Genomic DNA, 17,670 nt, shown 5'->3' with positions numbered 1-17,670 from the left:
CGCCTTCCAGTGAAGAGCGGGCCGTTTTTGTTTGTGCTGGAGCTGTGGGGCACTCAGCTTTATTTATTGTGATCGATGTCGAGGTTGTAGAACGTAGCCTTGCCGCCTTCCGAGGTATAGCCCGTGTTGTCCTGGGTATATACGCCCGCCTTGAAATACAGCGGCTTGTCGCTCCAGGTCTTGCTGATGCGTTTGCTCCAGTCGGTGTCGTTGACACTGACCCTCAAGTTGCCGCCCTTGGTCAGGTTAATGACGTACTTGAATGTCTCGTTCAACTTCACGCCTTTGACGATCGTGTAGACCTTGCTGTCGTCGTCATCGTAGCGGTTGCGAACTTTCGCAACGATATCGCCTGCCTTGGTGTCTTCATCATATTGATATTCGACTTTCAGGAGCGGTTCGGTACTTTCATAGGCATGGATCTGCCCGATCACGATCTTGCCTGAAGACGGCACCTGATCAACTTCCAGTTTGGCGTTCAGGTAATTGTCTGCATCGGTGTATAGCCAGTTATGCAGTGATCCGTCCGGCCAGGTTTCTCGTAGTTCTGTGCGCGAGTATTTGGCGTTTTCCGTCTTGGTGCCTGTGACGGGAGACCAGAACACAATGGCTTTGGACGTAGACGTGAAATATTTCCCGTCATAACCCTTGACCAGTTGAGAGGTTTCGATGGTCTTGGGCGGGGAGTCCATCGGGATGCTTAGATTCCAATATCCAAGATCAATCATTAGCGGTCCTTCCGTACATGTTTTTGCCAGCGGGAGAGATCGCTGATGTGTTGCTAGAGTTTTCGCTGCTTTTATACGGCGTGTAGGACAATTTGTTAACGGAAAATTGTCGAACGAATGACGTCAAAGTGCTGTCACTTTTCCTGCAGGGCAGAGTTTTAAAGGTCTGCAGGGAATGACCGTTAGTCGGTTAGATAGAACTTTTGCGCTGGGGAAGAGGGGCCTTGCTTCTGCTTTTGGCGAGACGGGGCTAGAGTTGGAACCAAAGTATGACGGTCATCCTGAGACTCAGGCGTCATGCCCACACAGAGAAGCAGCATGGAACGCGTGCCACCCCAGCCAGATGATGGCTCTTCAGTTTTACTTGTTGTAGATGATTACCCGGAAAATCTGGTAACGATGTGCGCTGTCCTGCAAAGAACAGACTGGCGCATCGTGACGGCCAGTTCAGGCATCGAAGCGCTGACCGTACTTCTCGAGCAGGAAGTGGATCTGGTTTTGCTGGATGTACAGATGCCGGGCATGGACGGCTTTGAAGTTGCACGTCTGATGCGCGGCAGTCAGCGTACCCGGCTGACGCCGATTATCTTTCTGACCGCCAACGAGCAGACCCAGGACGCTGTACAGAAAGGTTATGCGAACGGTGCAACGGATTACCTGTTCAAACCCTTCGACCCCAACGTCCTCAAGCCCAAGGTACAGACGCTGCTGGAGCAGCAGCGCAATCGTCGTGCGCTGCAACAGCTTTCGCACGAACTGGAGTCGGCGCGCACGTTCAATGCATCGGTGCTGGCCAACGTTGCCGAAGGCATTCTGGTGGTTGATGAGTCAGGGATCATCAGTTTTGCCAACCCCGCTATCTGCCAGCTGCTGAACGCATCGGTCGATCAACTGTGCGGAACCCAGGTGCTGGACTACATCATCGAACCGCACGTCGGGGAATGGACGGAGTCGGGCTTCTACAAGCATTACCGCAAGGCCGATACCTATCGGGTACATGATGCTGTGTTGCGCACCGCGCAGGGCTCGCAGCTACCGGTTGCGCTGTCCTGTGCGGCGCTGCCTGCCGAACAGAAGGCCATGGTGCTGACCGTGCTCGATATGTCGGTGGTCCGCGATCTTTATCAGCAGCTGGAAAAGCAGGCCGTCACCGATGCCCTGACCGGGCTGCTCAACCGCCGTGGGTTGTACCAGGCGGTTGAAGGCATGCTGTTGCGCAATGAGCAGGCGGACAAATATCTGGTCGTGCTGTTCATGGACCTGGATGGCTTCAAGCAAATCAATGATTCACTCGGCCACGATGCTGGTGATCAGGTGTTGCTGTGGGTCGCTCAACAGTTCAAGGAGTGCATGCGGCCCTATGATGTTCTGGCGCGTGTCGGGGGGGACGAGTTTACGGTGGTGATCGATGGCCTCGACTATCCGGAACAAGCGGCCAAAATCGCCGAAAAACTGATTGAACGGGTATCCAGCAAGCGCCAGATCGACGGTGTAGATATCGCCCTGGGTGCCAGCGTGGGGATCGCCACTTACCCGGACTGCGGTTCGAACCTGGACGGTTTGCTGCGTGCGGCAGACATCGCCATGTACGAGGCCAAGCGGGCCGGTCGCAAGCAATACCGGTTCTACGACCAGAACATGAATGGACGCGCGCGCTCGCGACTGATGCTGGAAGAGAGCGTGCGCACGGCTATCGACGGCAAGGATTTTTCGGTGGTCTATCAGCCGCAGATTCATGTGGCCGACGGTCGCTTGCGCGGTTTCGAGGCCCTGCTGCGCTGGCAGCATCCTGCGGTAGGCGAGGTGCCTCCCGCGCTGTTCATCCCCTTGCTCGAAGAGACGCGGCTGATCAACCGGCTGGGTAGCTGGATATTCGATCAGGGCGCCGAACAGCGTCAGGCGTGGAGCCGCGTGTTTGCCTCGGATGTGGTGGTCAGCGTCTGCGTCAGCCCCACGCAGTTCTGCATGCCCAACCTGGCGTCGGAACTCAAGCGTGCCATGGATCGCTTTGAGCTGGAGCCCGGCCAGCTGGAGGTGGAAATCACCGAAAGCTCGCTGGTCAACAACCTCTCGCACAGCCATAAGCAGCTGGCGTTGCTGCATGACGTTGGCGTACGCATCGCGCTGGACGACTTCGGAACGGGTGATTGCTCGCTGTCGCATCTGCGTAATCTGCAGCTGGATACGCTCAAGCTCGACCGGCGTTTTGTGGCCAACATCGTCGGCTCCAGGCGCGAGTCTGCGCTGGCCAGCAGCATCATCGACCTGTGTCGTAATCTGGACATGCTGGTGATTGCCGAGGGTGTCGAAACCCACGAGCAACATCAATGGCTGGCCGATAACGGCTGCCAGGTCATGCAGGGGTTTCTGATCGCCCATCCGATGGTTGCCGAGGACGCTCTGGGTTTTCCGGGGTACTTTGAGGTGTCGGCTTTGAAGCGCAATGTATTGTTGTAGAATGGCGCCTTTCTGAACAGTGTCAGGCCCTATGACCGCATCCAGCCGTGCCCCGCTGAAATACCTGCAAGCCTACCCGCAGGCGTTGCAGGATCAGGTGCAGCAATTGATCGATCAGGGGCGACTGGCAGACTACCTGGAACAGCGCTATCCGGCTCGGCATCAGATCCAGAGCGACAAGGCGCTGTATGCCTACGCTCTGGCCCTGAAGCAGGACCATCTGCGCAACGCACCCACGATCAGAAAAGTCCTGTTCGATAACCGTCTGGACCTCACCCACCGTGCGCTCGGGCTGCACACCAAGATATCCAGGGTGCAGGGCGGCAAGCTCAAGGCCAGTAACGAGATTCGCGTAGCAGCCTTGTTCAAGGACGCGCCACCGGAGTTTCTGAAAATGATCGTCGTCCATGAGCTGGCGCATTTTCGGGAGTCTGATCACAACAAGGCGTTTTACCAGCTGTGTGAGCACATGCTGCCTGGCTATCATCAGCTGGAATTCGACCTGCGCGTTTATTTGACTTATAGCGAGCTGCAAGCTTCAAGCGGCAAGCTTTAAGCCAGAAGCCAGAAGCCAGAAGCTTTGCTTCATGTATTTAGCTTGAAGCTTGAAGCTGCCTTTCCCAAGCTCTTTACGTAAACCCGGGAAATACGGTGTTCTGTAAAGTACGCCGTCGATTACTCACGCCTCATGTCAATTTCAATCAACTTCTCGTCTATGAACCGAAGATATTGATAGGAGCCGCCATTAGGGCCGTAAACAAATACAGTTATAGTCGCCGCGTTAAGTCTGGGAACTCCGTTGGGGCGCCTGGCGGGACCCTCGCTGCTCTTTCTTGATGGAGGGCCGCATTTGGCCAGAACCGTCGACTTTGAGTCGCCCTCACTGATGAGCGCCGTGCCACACCTCATGGTCGCATTGGCGGGACTGATAAACGCAGTGACAATAATACCTGCGCTCAAAAGGAGTATATGTTTAATCAGCATTAGTATTCGCTCCTTTGGGTTGGCGCACACACGGTGCGCCAATTTACACTATCAGCCAGCAGCTCTGACGATATCCAGATAATTTTCAACGCTATAATTGGTCACGCCCACAGATGTGACAACAATTGATGTCGTGGGTTGAGCCACTTCGATACCTCGAACGACGACATTTCCCTGAGCCTCTGTGTCGGTTATTTGAGATCCGTTATAAGATAACACCATGTTAGTTTGGGCTGAAGATTGTATGATTGGCAATATATAAGAGAGGGGCGGATACTGCATGGTATTCACAGAGATGGTATGTGAAGTATTGGCAGCTGTTACGACTTGCTGAAGCTTGTCGCCGTTGACAGGGTCAACCGATAGCTGCCGGCCATTAAAGTCAAGAGTCAATTTTTTACCCCCATTGAGCGTTAAGATATCGAGTAGGTCGGTGGTCATCAGTACTTGAGATGTTGTCACCGTGATCGAGGTGTTGGGGCCTGCGGAAGCGATAAAGCTTTTAAGGTTAGGGACTGTGAAGTCGGGGGCGTCAAAGGTAATGGCAAATTTTTTGGCTCCAGCCGAGGCTAGTATCTGAGACATCGCATCGGCGTTAATGAATCGAGAGTTGAAGAGTGAGATATTTGAGTTTTCACCAATCTTACCAATCGTTTCTATGATGCTGGTGGGGCTTGATAATGAGCCGTCTAGAGAAATATTATAGGCTTTACTTCCAATGGCTTCTAATATAATGGTGATTGCTTCATCTACCAGTGAGTTTAGAGAAGTCAATGTGAGGGGAGTGTTAGGGTTGCTAAGTGTATTTATTAGTGGCGGAGCGGTGGTTTGATTAACAGCTCCCCCATTAATGGTTATGGGGTAAGGCTTCGCGCCGATTGTAGCCACAATTTGATCTACGCTCGTAACCGGATAATTGTTCATCTCGTCTATGGAGATTACGGTGTTCGCTCCTGTCGCTGTATTGATCATCTCAATGAGTCCAGGTGCAGAGATTGACCTGCCAGAGACTTGGAGCGAAAGTTTCTTTGTGTTCGCAGTGGCTATCAAAGGCAGTATATTTGCGGGAGGTAAAGCATTTGCGTCGGACAGTGAAATTGTAGAGTTAAGGCCTGTGGCGTTAAATATAGTTTGAAATTGGTTGAAGGAGATTGACGTCCCCACACACTGCATATTTACATTCATTGATCTATCCTTAGTAAACTAAATGAAAATTCAGCGTAATAATTTCAAAAAGAACTGTCAACCACATCAAGAGTTTTGCTCGTCAATAGTAACGAAATCCTAATATCCGGGCGCTAATGTCAAGCAATACGATTTTCTGTAAAACACGCCGTCATTAAAGTCAGGAGGCCAAGATGGCGACGCGGTATGAGCTTCCCGACGCCGCCTGGGATCTGGTTGCAGATATCTTCACCAAAACCCTGCGCACCGGGCGCCCTCGGGCCGATGGTCGCATGATGCTTAACAGTATCCTCTGGGTGCTTTGCTCTGGCGCAGCCTAGCGAGATATGCCCGAGCAATTCGGTCCTTGGTCAACGATTTATCAACGTTTCCGAAAAATGCCGCGCTTGTTTGATTGCCCCAAATATCGGCAGTGCAACATCCAACGTCATCGAGCGCATATTCGGCTGGCTGAAGGAGATTTGACGCATCGTGACGCGCTTCGACGATCTCGCAACAAGTTTTGCAGCGATTTTCTCATTGGTCTGTGCCAGGCCGTGCTTGCGACAATACTTTTGATACTGAGCCTAAGGATACCCAAGCACCGCTTTGATGCCAGTCAGGTTGCGGGCGATCCAAACCTTGTCGATGGCGCCCCAGTTACGAATGTAGTAACTGCCAGCGTGATTGCGAGCGCCTTCCTGTTGTTCGAATTCGCACTCGATGTCCAGGTCGGAGAGCGCGCTGATAGTGTCCTGCGCAGTGCGGCGCGGCATGCCGGTCACTGCGGTCAGTTCGGGTACGCTGCAGGCGAGCTTTGAATCAATCAGATACGCCACGTAAAGCCGGCGATAGAAACTGCTCTTGGTCTTGCTGACTTCCATCGACGAATCCTTTTCAATGCATTCAACTTGCAGCTTGCAGCTTACCGCTGCTTCTAATCCAAATCGCGACGCATGCCGATGTGGGGGATGTCGTCTTCGAGGTAGATCTCGCCAATCGGGTCGAAACCGTAACGACTGTAATAACCCTGCAGGTGGGCCTGAGCCGAGAGGTAGATCGGCTGATCAGGCCATCGGCGTTCGGCGTTCTCCAGGGCCTGGACCATCAGTTCGTGGCCAATGCCTCTGCTGCGAATCGAAGGGGCAGTCACAACGCGGCCGATGGTCACGTCGCCGCCTTGCTGGATCGGATCAAGCAGGCGAAGGTAAGCCACCAGCTTGTCTCCCTGCCAGGCCATCAGATGACAGGTATCGCCTGTCAGGTCCTGTCCGTCGACGTCCAGGTAGACACATTGCTGCTCGACCACAAACACCTCGGCACGCAGTTGCAGCACGGCGTAGAGTTGCTGAATACTCAGTTCGGTGTGATGTTTGCAGATCCATTCGATAGACATGTTGCAGACTCGCAGGGAAACCAGAAGCGAAGTCTAAACGTATCCTGCGCCATTCCCAATAAACACCGTGAAGATCGGCATGCAGCGCCACAGAACGTGTTCCTCCCGCCTGTTGTCTATTGAGTGCTTCAGGCCTTCAACAAAAATGTATAAGCACTCTCATGAGTGACGGTTTTGCTGCCGATAGGTTGGAATCGGGCATGCCGCCCTTTCAGGAACCTGAGCATGTCGCAGAGGCTTCGAGCGGTTGGGTTGCTGGTCTTTTTGCTGATGGCGTCCGCCAGCGCAGCGGAGAAACTGCGGCTTGTCGCTGACCCCTGGCCGCCCTTCACCGATGCACTGCTGCTCAATGGCGGGCTCGCGACTGACATCGTCAACACGGCCCTGCGCCGCGCCGGATACACGACGGTTTACGAGCAGGTGCCGTGGGCACGGGCGCTGCTGGGGCTGAGCGAAGGGCGTCACGATGTGCTGATCAATGCATGGTTCAGCGAAGATCGCACGCGGATCGGCGAGTTTTCTGCGGAATACCTGCTTAATCGGATTCGCTTCATCAAGCGCAAGGAATCGGTGATCAGCCTCTTGTCCCATGAAAAATTGCATCACTACATGATCGCCGTGGTGCGTGGTTACGCCTATTCACCGGCGTTCGATAGCGACACGTTGCTCAAGAAGGTCCCGGTGCAGAATTTCTCCACCGCCGTGCGCATGCTGGCTGCGGCTCGCGTCGACCTCGCACTGGAAGACGAATACGTCGCGCGTTACAACCTGTCGCTGGAGTCTGACGAGGTTCGCAACCGGGTCGAATTCATGCCGGGGTCATTGAGCGAGAACAGCCTGCATATTCTGGTCAGCCTGAAAAACCCGCTCCACGCAAAGATCGTCGCCGATTTCGATCATGAAATCGCCGCCATGAAAGCCGACGGCACTTACGAAGAATTGCTCAGGCTGCACGGTCTGCAACAGTCTCCGGAGCTTTGATCAGGTGTGCGGCCAGGGTCCGTAGCGGTGCCAGTTGACGACAGATCAGCGCCAGTTGCGCCTGCACCAGACGCTGACTCTCATCCATTTCTTCCGGCAATTGTTCCAGCTCTGCGGCCAGGGCTTCTTCCGCATCGCTGTGCACGGCAACCGGTTGCTTCTCGGCCAGGCTCTGGGCGATCTCGTCGATGCTGGCGGCCAGTGTCGCACCGGCGCCATCGATCAGGTGCTCGTGGACGTCACTCGGCAGCTGCGTGTCGCGGTGGGCGCCAAGGCCTGACAGATAGCTCAACAGCGTGTGCGACAGCACCAGGAAGCGAAAGCCGACGTCGGCTTCCTTGCGGAAATGGCCGGGCTCCATGAGCATGTTGGCCAGCGTGGTGGACAGCGCGGCATCGGCGTTGTGGGCGTTGCGCCGGGCCAGTCGATAGGCCAGGTCATCACTCTTGCCCTTGGCATACTGCTGCATGATCTGGCGCAGATAGATGCTGTTGCAGGTCAGCGTGTTGGCCAGCACTTTGTTGAGACGTCGTCCCTGCCAGTCAGGCAGGAACAGGAACACCGCGAGGCCGGCGATCAGGCTGCCCAACAGTGTGTCGAACAGGCGCGGCAGAAACAGGCCGTAACCGTCGCCGACCTGATTGAAGCAGAACAGCACCATCACGGTGATCGCGGCGGTCGACAGGGTGTAGCGCGTGGTGCGGTTGACGAAGAACACCACCCCGGCGAGTACCGCGCACATCGATTGCAGAATCGGGCTGGTGACCAGATCGAACAGCACCCAGCCGACGGTCAGGCCAATCGCGGTGCCGATGATCCGCTGCCCGAGCTTGCGCCGGGTCGCGCCATAGCTGGGCTGGCAGACAAACACCGTGGTCAGGATGATCCAGTAGCCTTGCGACGGGTGAATCAGGTGCACCATCGCGTAACCGATGGTCAGCGCCAGCGGCAGCCGCAAGGCATGGCGAAACAGCAGCGAGGTCGGGGTCATCTGCAGGCGCAGGCGCGTCCAGACATCCTTGAGGTTGCGCGGCGAGCGGTCCAGCAGGCTGCTGTCAGTGGCATCGGCGACAGCGTCCGGGTTGCTGGCATCGCTGATCAGCCGGTCCAGCGTGCCGAGGTTGGTCGCCAGTGCGCGCAGTGAACGCAGCAAGCCGCGCCACGCCGGGTTGCTCTGGATGCGCAGGTGCTCAAGCGACGCGTGCAGGTCTTCCATGGCTTCTGCGAAGCTCGGGTCATACACGAACGGCTGACGCAGCTGGATGGACTCTGAGAGCGCCTGACAGGCAACGCCTTGCTGACGCAGCAGGCGCTGACAACGGAACAGCACATCACTGTGGAAAAACGCTTCGGCCAGCGAGTTGTACGGGTAGTGCGACGAGCTGGCGCGCTCGTGAATGTCCTGAGCGATGAAATACAGCTTCAGGTAGCGACTGACCTTCGAGCCGGGACGACCGCTGCCGACGCGGTGCAGGATGATTTCCTTGGTCGAGTTCAGCGCCGCGACCACGCGACCGTTCTGCTGCGCCAGCTCCAGGCGGCGAGCTTCCACGTTGAGGTTGCGAATGGGCTCGAACAGCGTCGATTTCAGTTTCAGGTACTGCCCCAGCTCGCGAAACAGCCGCGCCAGCGCCTGCTGCACGGGCTGATTGGAAAACAGCATCTGCCACAGCACCGACAGCAGGCCGTACCACGCGGCTCCGGCGACCAGCAGCATCGGCTCATGCCAGAAGTCGGTCACCTGACCGCCGCGCTGGTCGACCCCGATCATGGTGTACACCGACAGAATCAGCGTGCCATAGGCAATCGCGCCATAGCGTTCGCCCAGCGCGCCGAGCATGGTCAGGCAAAAGCTGGCCAGCGCCAGTGAGCAGACGAACAGCCAGGGGTAGGGGAATAACAGTTCGACAGCGAGGGCGGCGATGCTGAAACACACCAGTGTCACGGCCAGCGCATTGAGCCTGCCCTGCCAGCTGTCGTCTGTTTCTGCCAGCGCGCAGGCGATGATTCCGAGAAACAGCGGAATCAGCAGGGCCATCTCGTTTTGGTACCAGCACAGCAGCATGCTGCCGGTCAGGGCGATGAAGACACGAACGCTATAGCTGAATTTATCCAGCGCCCACAATCGACGGAATGTATGACGGAGAGATTTCGATGCCATGGATAAGCTGACGGCCCTGTTCGCAATTGATCGATCGTGCAGGAGGATATGTACAGCCCAAATGGCTGGCTGTACATCCGCCTTGCCAAATTTATACGATTCGCAGTGTTGCGATGTTAGTTCAAACGGTCAGGTCAGACGTACTGCGCGGCTGCGTAGGCCGATGCCCAGGCCCACTGGAAATTGAAACCGCCCAGGTGGCCGCTCACGTCCAGCACTTCGCCGACGAAATAGAGCCCGGGTGACTTCAGCGACTCCATGGTCTTGGAAGACACTTCGCGAGTATCAATGCCGCCCAGTGTCACCTCGGCCGTGCGGTAGCCTTCGGTGCCTGCGGGGACCACTTGCCAGCTCGCCAGTTTCTCAGCGATCTCGGCCAGCTCGGCGTGGGTGTACTGCTTCATGGGTTTTGACGCGAACCAGTGTTCGGCGATCAGGTTGGCCATCTTTTTGGTGAAGAGTTCGCCCAGCAGGGTTTTCAGCTCGCTGTTGGGGCGCTCGGCTTGTTGCTGCGAGAGCCACGCGGGTACATCGTGATCAGGCAGCAGATTGATGTCGACGGTGTCGCCGGGCTGCCAGAACGAGGAAATCTGCAAGATGGCCGGGCCACTGAGGCCGCGGTGGGTAAACAAAATATTTTCCCGGAAGCTGTTGTCGTTGCAGCTCACCAGGCTGTCCACCGAAGTGCCGGACAGCTCGGTGCATAAATCCTTGAGCTGATCGGTGATGGTGAACGGCACCAGCCCGGCGCGGGTGGGCAGCAGGCTGTGGCCGAATTGCTTGCCGACCTGATAGCCGAAACCGGTCGCGCCGAGCGTCGGGATAGACAGCCCGCCGGTGGCAATCACCAGCGATTCGCAGTTCAACGGGCCCAGCGTGGTGTGCAGGCTATAACCGGATTCGGTCTTTTCGATCTGCTGCACCGAGGTGTCCATGTGCAGGCTGACACCGGCCTGACGGCATTCTTCCAGGAGCATTTCCAGAATGTCGCTGGACTTGTTGTCGCAGAACAGCTGACCGAGCTTCTTCTCGTGATACGGCACACCGTGTTTGGCGACCATCGCGATGAAGTCCCACTGGGTGTAACGGGCCAGTGCCGATTTGCAGAAATGCGGGTTCTGCGACAGGAAATTGGCCGGTTCGGTGTACATATTGGTGAAATTACAGCGCCCGCCACCGGACATGAGGATCTTCTTGCCAGGTTTGTTGGCATGATCGATCAACATCACCCTGCGCCCGCGAGCGGCTGCGGTGAATGCACACATCAAACCTGCGGCGCCAGCGCCAATGATTACAACGTCAGTAACGGGCACAGCGTGTTTCCTCGATCGGTAGGTCACGATCGTTCCCATGCTCCGCGTGGGAATGCCTCTCGTGACGCTCTGCGTCACATACCTGCGCCGCACCACATATTCAAAATCGGACGCAGAGCGTCCAGAACTGCGTCCCCACGCGGAGCGTGGGGACGATGATCCAGCTAACGACTATTTCAGAGGATCCGCACACGCAGCGACTTGCCTTTGATCTTGCCATTGTTCAGGCGCTCCAGCGCCTGTTTGGCCATGCTGCGTTCGACGGCGACATAGGCCTGGAAGTCGAAGATCGCAATTTTGCCAACCTGGGTGCCCGGAATACCGGCTTCACCGGTCAATGCGCCAAGAATGTCGCCAGGGCGCAGTTTGTCTTTACGGCCTGAACCGATGCACAGGGTGGTCATGGCCGGCAGCAGTTTGCCGCCTTCCTTGATGCTCAGGTTGTCGTATTGCTGCCAGTTCAACGGGGCTTTCTGCAATTCTTCGATGGCGCGGGCGCGCTGGCTTTCCGACGGTGCCACGAGGCTGACCGCGATGCCTTTCTCGCCTGCGCGACCAGTACGGCCGACACGGTGAATGTGGATTTCCGAGTCACGCGCCAGCTCGACGTTGATCACCATGTCCAGCGCATCGATGTCCAGGCCGCGTGCGGCCACGTCGGTAGCGACCAGGACCGAGGTGCTGCGGTTGGCGAACATGGCCAGCACCTGATCACGGTCACGCTGCTCCAGATCGCCATGCAGGCCGACCGCAGACATGCCTTTGGCGGTCAGGTGATCGACCACTTCCTGAACCTGCTGCTTGGTGAAGCAGAACGCCACGCAGGATGTCGGGCGGAAATGGCCGAGTACCTTGACCACCGCTTCCAGACGCTGCTCCGGGGAGATCTCGTAGAAAATCTGCTCGATCTGGCTGTCGGCATGCAGCGCTTCGACCTTCACCGTCTGTGGGTCGCGCATGAACTTGGAAGACAGCTGCTTGATGCCGACCGGGTAGGTAGCCGAGAACAGCAGGGTCTGACGGCGCTGCGGGGTCTGCTCGATGATGTCGGCGATGGAGTCGTAGAAACCCATGTCCAGCATGCGGTCGGCTTCATCGAGAATCAGTGTGTTCAAGCCGTCCAGCACCAGTGAACCCTTGCGCAAGTGCTGCTGAATGCGGCCAGGCGTGCCGACGATGATGTGCGCGCCGTGCTCCAGCGAACCGATCTGCGGGCCGAAAGACACGCCGCCGCAGAGGGTCAGCACCTTGATGTTGTCTTCCGAGCGGGCCAGGCGACGGATTTCCTTGGCCACCTGATCGGCCAGCTCGCGGGTCGGGCACATGACCAGGGCCTGGCAACCGAAGAAGCGCGGGTTGATCGGGTTGAGCAGGCCGATACCGAACGCTGCGGTCTTGCCGCTGCCGGTCTTGGCCTGGGCAATCAGGTCCATGCCCTTGAGGATCACCGGCAGGCTCTGCGCCTGAATCGGCGTCATTTCGGCATAACCAAGCGACTCCAGGTTAGCCAGCATGGCAGCGGACAGAGGCAGAGAATTGAAAGCGGTGTTAGTCACGACGGTGGACCTGCAAAACAAAAATGTCGCGCAGTGTATCACCCGCCAGCCAGACCTCACACTGACGATAAGGTCGAGATCGAACGCAGAGCCTCCGGAACTGCATGCCGACGCAGAGCGTCGCACGATCGTCGAGATGATCGTTCCTCACGCTCCAGCCTGGGAATGCCGTTCGTGACGCTCTGCATCAACCCTTTGCGCCGCGCCACGATATCCAAGGCAAAAAAATCCCCGCTGGAGGGCGGGGTTGAGGTTCGAGCGTGGCAGCTCGCAAACGTGTACGGCAAGGCCCGCCGTGTGGCGGGCCTGCTGGCTTACAGCAGGATTGTGCGGATATCCGCCAGCAATTCGCTCAAGCGCTTGGTGAAGCGGGCAGCCGCTGCGCCGTTGATCACGCGGTGATCGTAGGACAGCGACAGGGGCAGCATCAGTTTCGGCTGGAAGGCTTTGCCGTCCCAGACGGGCTGGATGGTTGCCTTGGAAACACCGAGGATCGCCACTTCCGGCGCGTTGACGATCGGCGTGAAGCCGGTGCCGCCAATGTGACCCAGGCTGGAAATGGTGAAGCACGCGCCCTGCATGTCGTTCGCCGTCAGCTTCTTGTTGCGCGCCTTTTCCGCCAGTGCGGCGGCTTCGGCGGCCAGTTGCAACAGGCTCTTCTGGTCGACGTCGCGGATGACCGGGACCAACAGGCCGTCCGGGGTGTCTACGGCAAAGCCGATGTGCACGTACTTCTTGCGGATCACAGCCTTGCCGCTCGGCGCCAGCGAAGCGTTGAAGTCCGGCAGTTCCTTGAGCAGGTGCGCGCAAGACTTGAGCAGCAGCGGCAGCACGGTCAGCTTGACGCCGGCCTTCTCGGCAGCGCCTTTCTGCGCGACGCGGAAAGCTTCCAGGTCGGTAATGTCGGCCTGGTCGAATTGCGTGACGTGCGGGATGTTCAGCCAGCTGCGGTGCAGGCCCGAGGCGCCCAGTTGCATCAGGCGAGTCATCGGCACTTCTTCGATTTCGCCGAAACGGCTGAAATCGACTTCCGGGATCGGCGGGATGCCCGAGCCGCCGCTTGCGCCACCGGCTGGAGCGTCCTTGGCCTTCTGCATCATGGCCTTGACGTAAACCTGAACGTCTTCTTTCAGTACTCGACCGTGCGGGCCTGTGGCACTGACAGCGCTCAGTTCGACGCCGAATTCGCGGGCCAGCTGACGAACCGCCGGGCCAGCATGAACCTTGGCGCCGTCTTTGGCCGGTGCGGCCGGAGCAGGTGCCGCTTCGGTCTTCGCTGCCGGAGCAGGAGCCGGAGCAGCCGCTTCAGCCTTGGCCGGAGCGGCTGCCGGTGCGCTGGCGGCCGGGGCCGGGGCAGCAGCAGGTGCAGCGCCTTCGACTTTCAGCTTCAGAATCAGGTCGCCGGTGCCGACTTCCTGATCCAGTTTGACTTCAATGCTTTCCACAACGCCTGCGGCAGGAGACGGGATCTCCATGCTGGCCTTGTCGGATTCCAGTGTGATCAGCGACTGGTCAGCCTGAATGGAGTCACCGACCTTGACCATCAGCTCGATGATCTTGGCCTTGCCCGACGAACCGATGTCCGGCACGTGGATGTCCTGAACCGAAGCGCTGGCAGCCGGAGCAGGAGCAGCCGGTGCAGCTTCAGCCGGTTTCTCGGCAGCCGCCGGTGCAGGCGCAGCAGCAGGTTCGGCAGCCGGCGCCGGAGCAGCAGCGGCTTCGCCTTCCACTTCAAGCTCAAACAGCTCGTCGCCTTCTTTCAGGCGATCGCCCAGCTTGACCTTCATGGCCTTGATGACGCCAGCCTTGGGAGCAGGGATTTCCATGCTCGCCTTGTCCGACTCAAGGGTCAGGACGCTCTGGTCGGCTTCGATACGATCGCCAACCTTGACCATCAATTCAATGACTTCACCTTCACCGTTACCGATGTCGGGTACGCGAATTAACTCACTCACTATGTCTCTCCTTGGGAGAACCTGTTCACTCACGAATACGCTGGTTCAGTTACAACGAAACAGCCTTGGATGCTCATTTACGCTGAGTAAATTCCGCATCCTCGGCTGTTTACGCTCTGATCAGCGCTCTTGAAGCAGACTCTTAGCAGTCCAGTGGATTGCGTTTTTCAGGATCGATGCCGAACTTGACGATGGCTTCCGCCACGACTTTAGGTTCGATATCGCCACGATCAGCCAAGGCTTCCAGGGCTGCCAGCACCACGAAGTGGCGATCGACTTCAAAGAAGTGACGCAGCTTCTTGCGGCTGTCGCTACGGCCGAAACCGTCGGTGCCCAGGACTTTGTATTCCTTGGTCGGAACCCACTGACGAATCTGGTCAGCGAACAGTTTCATGTAGTCGGTAGAGGCAATGACCGGGCCTTTGCGACCGTTGAGGCACTGCTCAACATAGCTCAGTTCCGGCTTCTGGCCAGGGTGCAGGCGGTTGTTGCGCTCTACAGCCAGGCCGTCGCGGCGCAGTTCGTTGAAGCTGGTAACGCTCCACACGTCAGCACCGATGTTGAACTCGTCACGGAGAATCTTCGCCGCTTCGCGAACTTCACGCAGGATGGTGCCCGAGCCCAGCAACTGGACGTGGTGCGCCGCTTCCTTGGTGTCTTCTTCGAGCAGGTACATGCCCTTGACGATGCCTTCTTCCACACCGGCCGGCATGGCTGGCTGGGCGTAGGACTCGTTCATCACGGTCAGGTAGTAGAAAACGTCCTGCTGCTCTTCGAACATCCGGCGCATGCCGTCCTGGATGATCACTGCCAGTTCGTAACCGTAAGTCGGGTCGAAGGTGCGGCAGTTCGGGATGGTCGACGCCAGGATGTGGCTGTGACCGTCTTCGTGCTGCAGGCCTTCGCCGTTCAGCGTGGTCCGGCCGGCGGTGCCGCCGATCAGGAAGCCACGGGTACGGCTGTCGCCAGCGGCCCATGCCAGGTCGCCGATACGCTGGAAACCGAACATCGAGTAGAAGATGTAGAACGGAATCATCGGCTGGTTGTGGCTGGAATACGACGTACCGGCAGCGATGAAGGAGGACATGGCGCCCGCTTCGTTGATGCCTTCTTCGAGAATCTGGCCTTTCTTGTCTTCGCGATAGAACATCACTTGTTCTTTATCGACTGGCTCGTAGAGCTGGCCGACCGACGAGTAGATGCCCAGCTGGCGGAACATGCCTTCCATACCGAAGGTACGGGCTTCGTCCGGGATGATCGGCACGATGCGCTGACCGATTTCCTTGTCCTTGACCAGTTGCGTCAGGATGCGCACGAAAGCCATGGTGGTGGAGATTTCGCGGTCGCCCGAGCCATCAAGGATGGCCTTGAGGGTCTCGAGTGGCGGGGTCGGCAGGCTGAAGCTCTGCGCGCGACGCTGCGGTACGAAGCCGCCCAGCGCAGCACGACGCTCGCTCAGGTAACGGGCTTCGGCGCTGCCTTCTTCCGGCTTGTAGAACGGCAGGGATTCCAGCTCGGCGTCCTTGATCGGGATGTCGAAACGGTCACGGAAGTGACGCAGGCTGTCGACATCGACCTTCTTGGTGTTGTGCGCAGTGTTTTTCGCTTCGCCAGCGCCGGTGCCATAACCTTTGATGGTCTTGGCCAGCACCACGGTCGGTTGACCCTTGTGGTTGACGGCTTCGTGGTACGCCGCGTAGACCTTGTACGGGTCGTGGCCGCCACGGTTGAGCTTCCAGATCTCGTCGTCGGACAGATCGGCAACCATTGCTTTGAGTTCAGGCGAATTGAAGAAGTGCTCGCGAACGAACGCGCCGTCCTTGGCCTTGTAGTTCTGGTATTCGCCGTCGATGACTTCGTCCATACGACGTTGCAGGATACCGTCGACGTCCTTGGCCAGCAGCGGGTCCCAGAAACGGCCCCAGATGACTTTGGTGACGTTCCATTGCGCGCCACGGAACACGCCTTCCAGTTCCTGGATGATCTTGGCGTTGCCGCGAACCGGGCCGTCGAGGCGCTGCAGGTTGCAGTTGACGACGAAGATCAGGTTGTCGAGCTTCTCGCGACCGGCCAGGGCGATGGCGCCCAGGGATTCCGGCTCGTCGGTCTCGCCGTCACCCAGGAAGCACCAGACTTTCTGCTTGCCTTCCGGGATGTAACCGCGGTGCTCCAGGTACTTCATGAAGCGCGCCTGGTAGATCGCCTGGATCGGGCCAAGGCCCATCGATACAGTCGGGAACTGCCAGAAGTCTTTCATCAGCCACGGGTGTGGGTAAGACGACAGGCCGTTGCCGTCGACTTCCTGACGGAAGTTGTTCATTTGCTCTTCGGTGATGCGGCCTTCCATGAATGCACGGGCGTAAACGCCTGGCGATGCGTGACCCTGGAAGTAGATCAGGTCGCCGCCGTGTTCGTCGGTCGGGGCCTGGAAGAAATAGTTGAAGCCGATGTCGTACAGCGTGGCACTGGAGGCGAAGCTGGAGATGTGGCCGCCCAGATCCGGGTCGCCGATGTTGGTTTTGACAACCATGGCCAATGCGTTCCAGCGCACCAGCGAGCGAATGCGGCGTTCCATGAACAGGTCGCCAGGCATGCGTGCTTCGTGGGTGACAGGAATCGTGTTGCGGTATGGCGTGGTGATGGCGTACGGCAGCTGCGAACCACTACGGGTGGCCAGCTCGCCCATACGGGTCATCAGGTAGTGAGCACGGTCTTCGCCTTCTTTGTCGAGAACCGATTCCAGGGCGTCCAGCCATTCCTGGGTTTCGACGGGATCGAGGTCTTGCATGGCTTGCTCCAGGGCGGAAAGGCTTCCAGAATCGGTTGCCTGAGTTTGCGACTGGCCTTGTGGGCAGACGACATAAATTCTTGGATTACCGGAAGGTGGGATCCGGCGGCGTGTAGTTTTACTACAAATCGACGCCGATTTCAGCCCTCCAGGTAACGTACCCAGTAGTAAAACTACAGAGAAGCGA

13 protein-coding genes and 1 pseudogene are annotated in these 17,670 nt (G+C 57.8%); 4 read left to right on the top strand and 10 right to left on the bottom strand.

Annotated features, from left to right (window positions below; translation table 11 throughout):
• Window positions 1-59: 59 nt before the first annotated feature.
• Entirely contained in the window at window positions 60-728 is a 669-nt protein-coding gene (locus I9H07_RS21755; protein WP_024675935.1) for a polysaccharide lyase family 7 protein, read from the bottom strand.
• Between the two features lie 318 nt (window positions 729-1,046).
• Between I9H07_RS21755 and I9H07_RS21750 the strand changes: the two genes are divergently transcribed.
• Window positions 1,047-3,185, top strand: coding sequence for an EAL domain-containing protein (locus I9H07_RS21750; RefSeq protein ID WP_024675934.1), 2,139 nt, complete (start codon window positions 1,047-1,049; stop codon window positions 3,183-3,185).
• Window positions 3,186-3,216: 31 nt separating this feature from the next.
• Entirely contained in the window at window positions 3,217-3,741 is a 525-nt protein-coding gene (locus tag I9H07_RS21745) for a M48 metallopeptidase family protein (RefSeq protein WP_236424218.1), read from the top strand.
• A 119-nt stretch (window positions 3,742-3,860) separates the two neighbouring features.
• Here the strand turns inward: I9H07_RS21745 and I9H07_RS21740 are convergent, their stop codons facing one another.
• Together I9H07_RS21740 and I9H07_RS21735 are read right to left on the bottom strand one after the other, a co-directional pair.
• Entirely contained in the window at window positions 3,861-4,094 is a 234-nt protein-coding gene (locus I9H07_RS21740; RefSeq protein WP_235181203.1) for a DUF2845 domain-containing protein, read from the bottom strand.
• Window positions 4,095-4,220: 126 nt separating this feature from the next.
• Window positions 4,221-5,141: a hypothetical protein gene (locus I9H07_RS21735; RefSeq protein WP_236427018.1), complete on the bottom strand. Its 921-nt coding sequence runs from the start codon at window positions 5,139-5,141 to the stop codon at window positions 4,221-4,223.
• A 386-nt stretch (window positions 5,142-5,527) separates the two neighbouring features.
• Here I9H07_RS21735 and I9H07_RS25190 point away from each other — a divergent pair.
• Window positions 5,528-5,671, top strand: a pseudogene (locus I9H07_RS25190) (transposase); the annotation flags it as partial.
• 249 nt (window positions 5,672-5,920) lie between these two features.
• Here the strand turns inward: I9H07_RS25190 and I9H07_RS21725 are convergent.
• Both I9H07_RS21725 and I9H07_RS21720 read right to left on the bottom strand, forming a co-directional pair.
• Window positions 5,921-6,217 carry a winged helix-turn-helix domain-containing protein gene (locus I9H07_RS21725; protein WP_236425263.1) on the bottom strand — a complete coding sequence of 99 codons (297 nt, stop codon included), beginning with the start codon at window positions 6,215-6,217 and terminating at the stop codon, window positions 5,921-5,923.
• Between the two features lie 53 nt (window positions 6,218-6,270).
• A complete protein-coding gene (locus tag I9H07_RS21720; RefSeq protein WP_024675930.1) occupies window positions 6,271-6,729 on the bottom strand; it encodes a GNAT family N-acetyltransferase in 459 nt (152 codons plus the stop codon).
• A gap of 225 nt (window positions 6,730-6,954) precedes the next feature.
• Between I9H07_RS21720 and I9H07_RS21715 the strand changes: the two genes are divergently transcribed.
• Entirely contained in the window at window positions 6,955-7,710 is a 756-nt protein-coding gene (locus I9H07_RS21715) for a substrate-binding periplasmic protein (RefSeq protein ID WP_236425262.1), read from the top strand.
• On the opposite strand, the gene yccS is transcribed toward I9H07_RS21715, so the two are convergent.
• The 5 genes from yccS to aceE all read right to left on the bottom strand — a co-directional run bounded on the left by yccS (window position 7,673) and on the right by aceE (window position 17,483).
• The gene (gene yccS / locus I9H07_RS21710) at window positions 7,673-9,871 is read right to left on the bottom strand and encodes a YccS family putative transporter (RefSeq protein WP_058390766.1); all 2,199 of its coding nucleotides are present in this window, start codon (window positions 9,869-9,871) and stop codon (window positions 7,673-7,675) included. The genes I9H07_RS21715 and yccS overlap by 38 nt on opposite strands.
• 134 nt (window positions 9,872-10,005) lie before the next feature.
• Complete coding sequence (locus I9H07_RS21705) at window positions 10,006-11,184, bottom strand: NAD(P)/FAD-dependent oxidoreductase (RefSeq protein ID WP_058390767.1); 1,179 nt, start codon at window positions 11,182-11,184, stop codon at window positions 10,006-10,008.
• Between the two features lie 176 nt (window positions 11,185-11,360).
• Window positions 11,361-12,740 carry an ATP-dependent RNA helicase DbpA gene (gene dbpA / locus I9H07_RS21700; protein WP_007252001.1) on the bottom strand — a complete coding sequence of 460 codons (1,380 nt, stop codon included), beginning with the start codon at window positions 12,738-12,740 and terminating at the stop codon, window positions 11,361-11,363.
• A gap of 314 nt (window positions 12,741-13,054) precedes the next feature.
• A complete protein-coding gene (gene aceF, locus I9H07_RS21695) occupies window positions 13,055-14,695 on the bottom strand; it encodes a dihydrolipoyllysine-residue acetyltransferase (protein ID WP_024674277.1) in 1,641 nt (546 codons plus the stop codon).
• Between the two features lie 142 nt (window positions 14,696-14,837).
• Window positions 14,838-17,483 (bottom strand): pyruvate dehydrogenase (acetyl-transferring), homodimeric type, encoded by a 2,646-nt coding sequence (gene aceE / locus I9H07_RS21690; protein WP_024674276.1) that lies wholly within the window; start codon window positions 17,481-17,483, stop codon window positions 14,838-14,840.
• Window positions 17,484-17,670: the final 187 nt, after the last annotated feature.

The organism is Pseudomonas syringae (assembly GCF_023278085.1).
GTDB classification, from domain to species: Bacteria; Pseudomonadota; Gammaproteobacteria; order Pseudomonadales; family Pseudomonadaceae; genus Aquipseudomonas; species Aquipseudomonas syringae_Q.
Note: the sequence above shows the minus strand (reverse complement) of the source record. Positions and strands in the feature narration are given on the sequence as shown.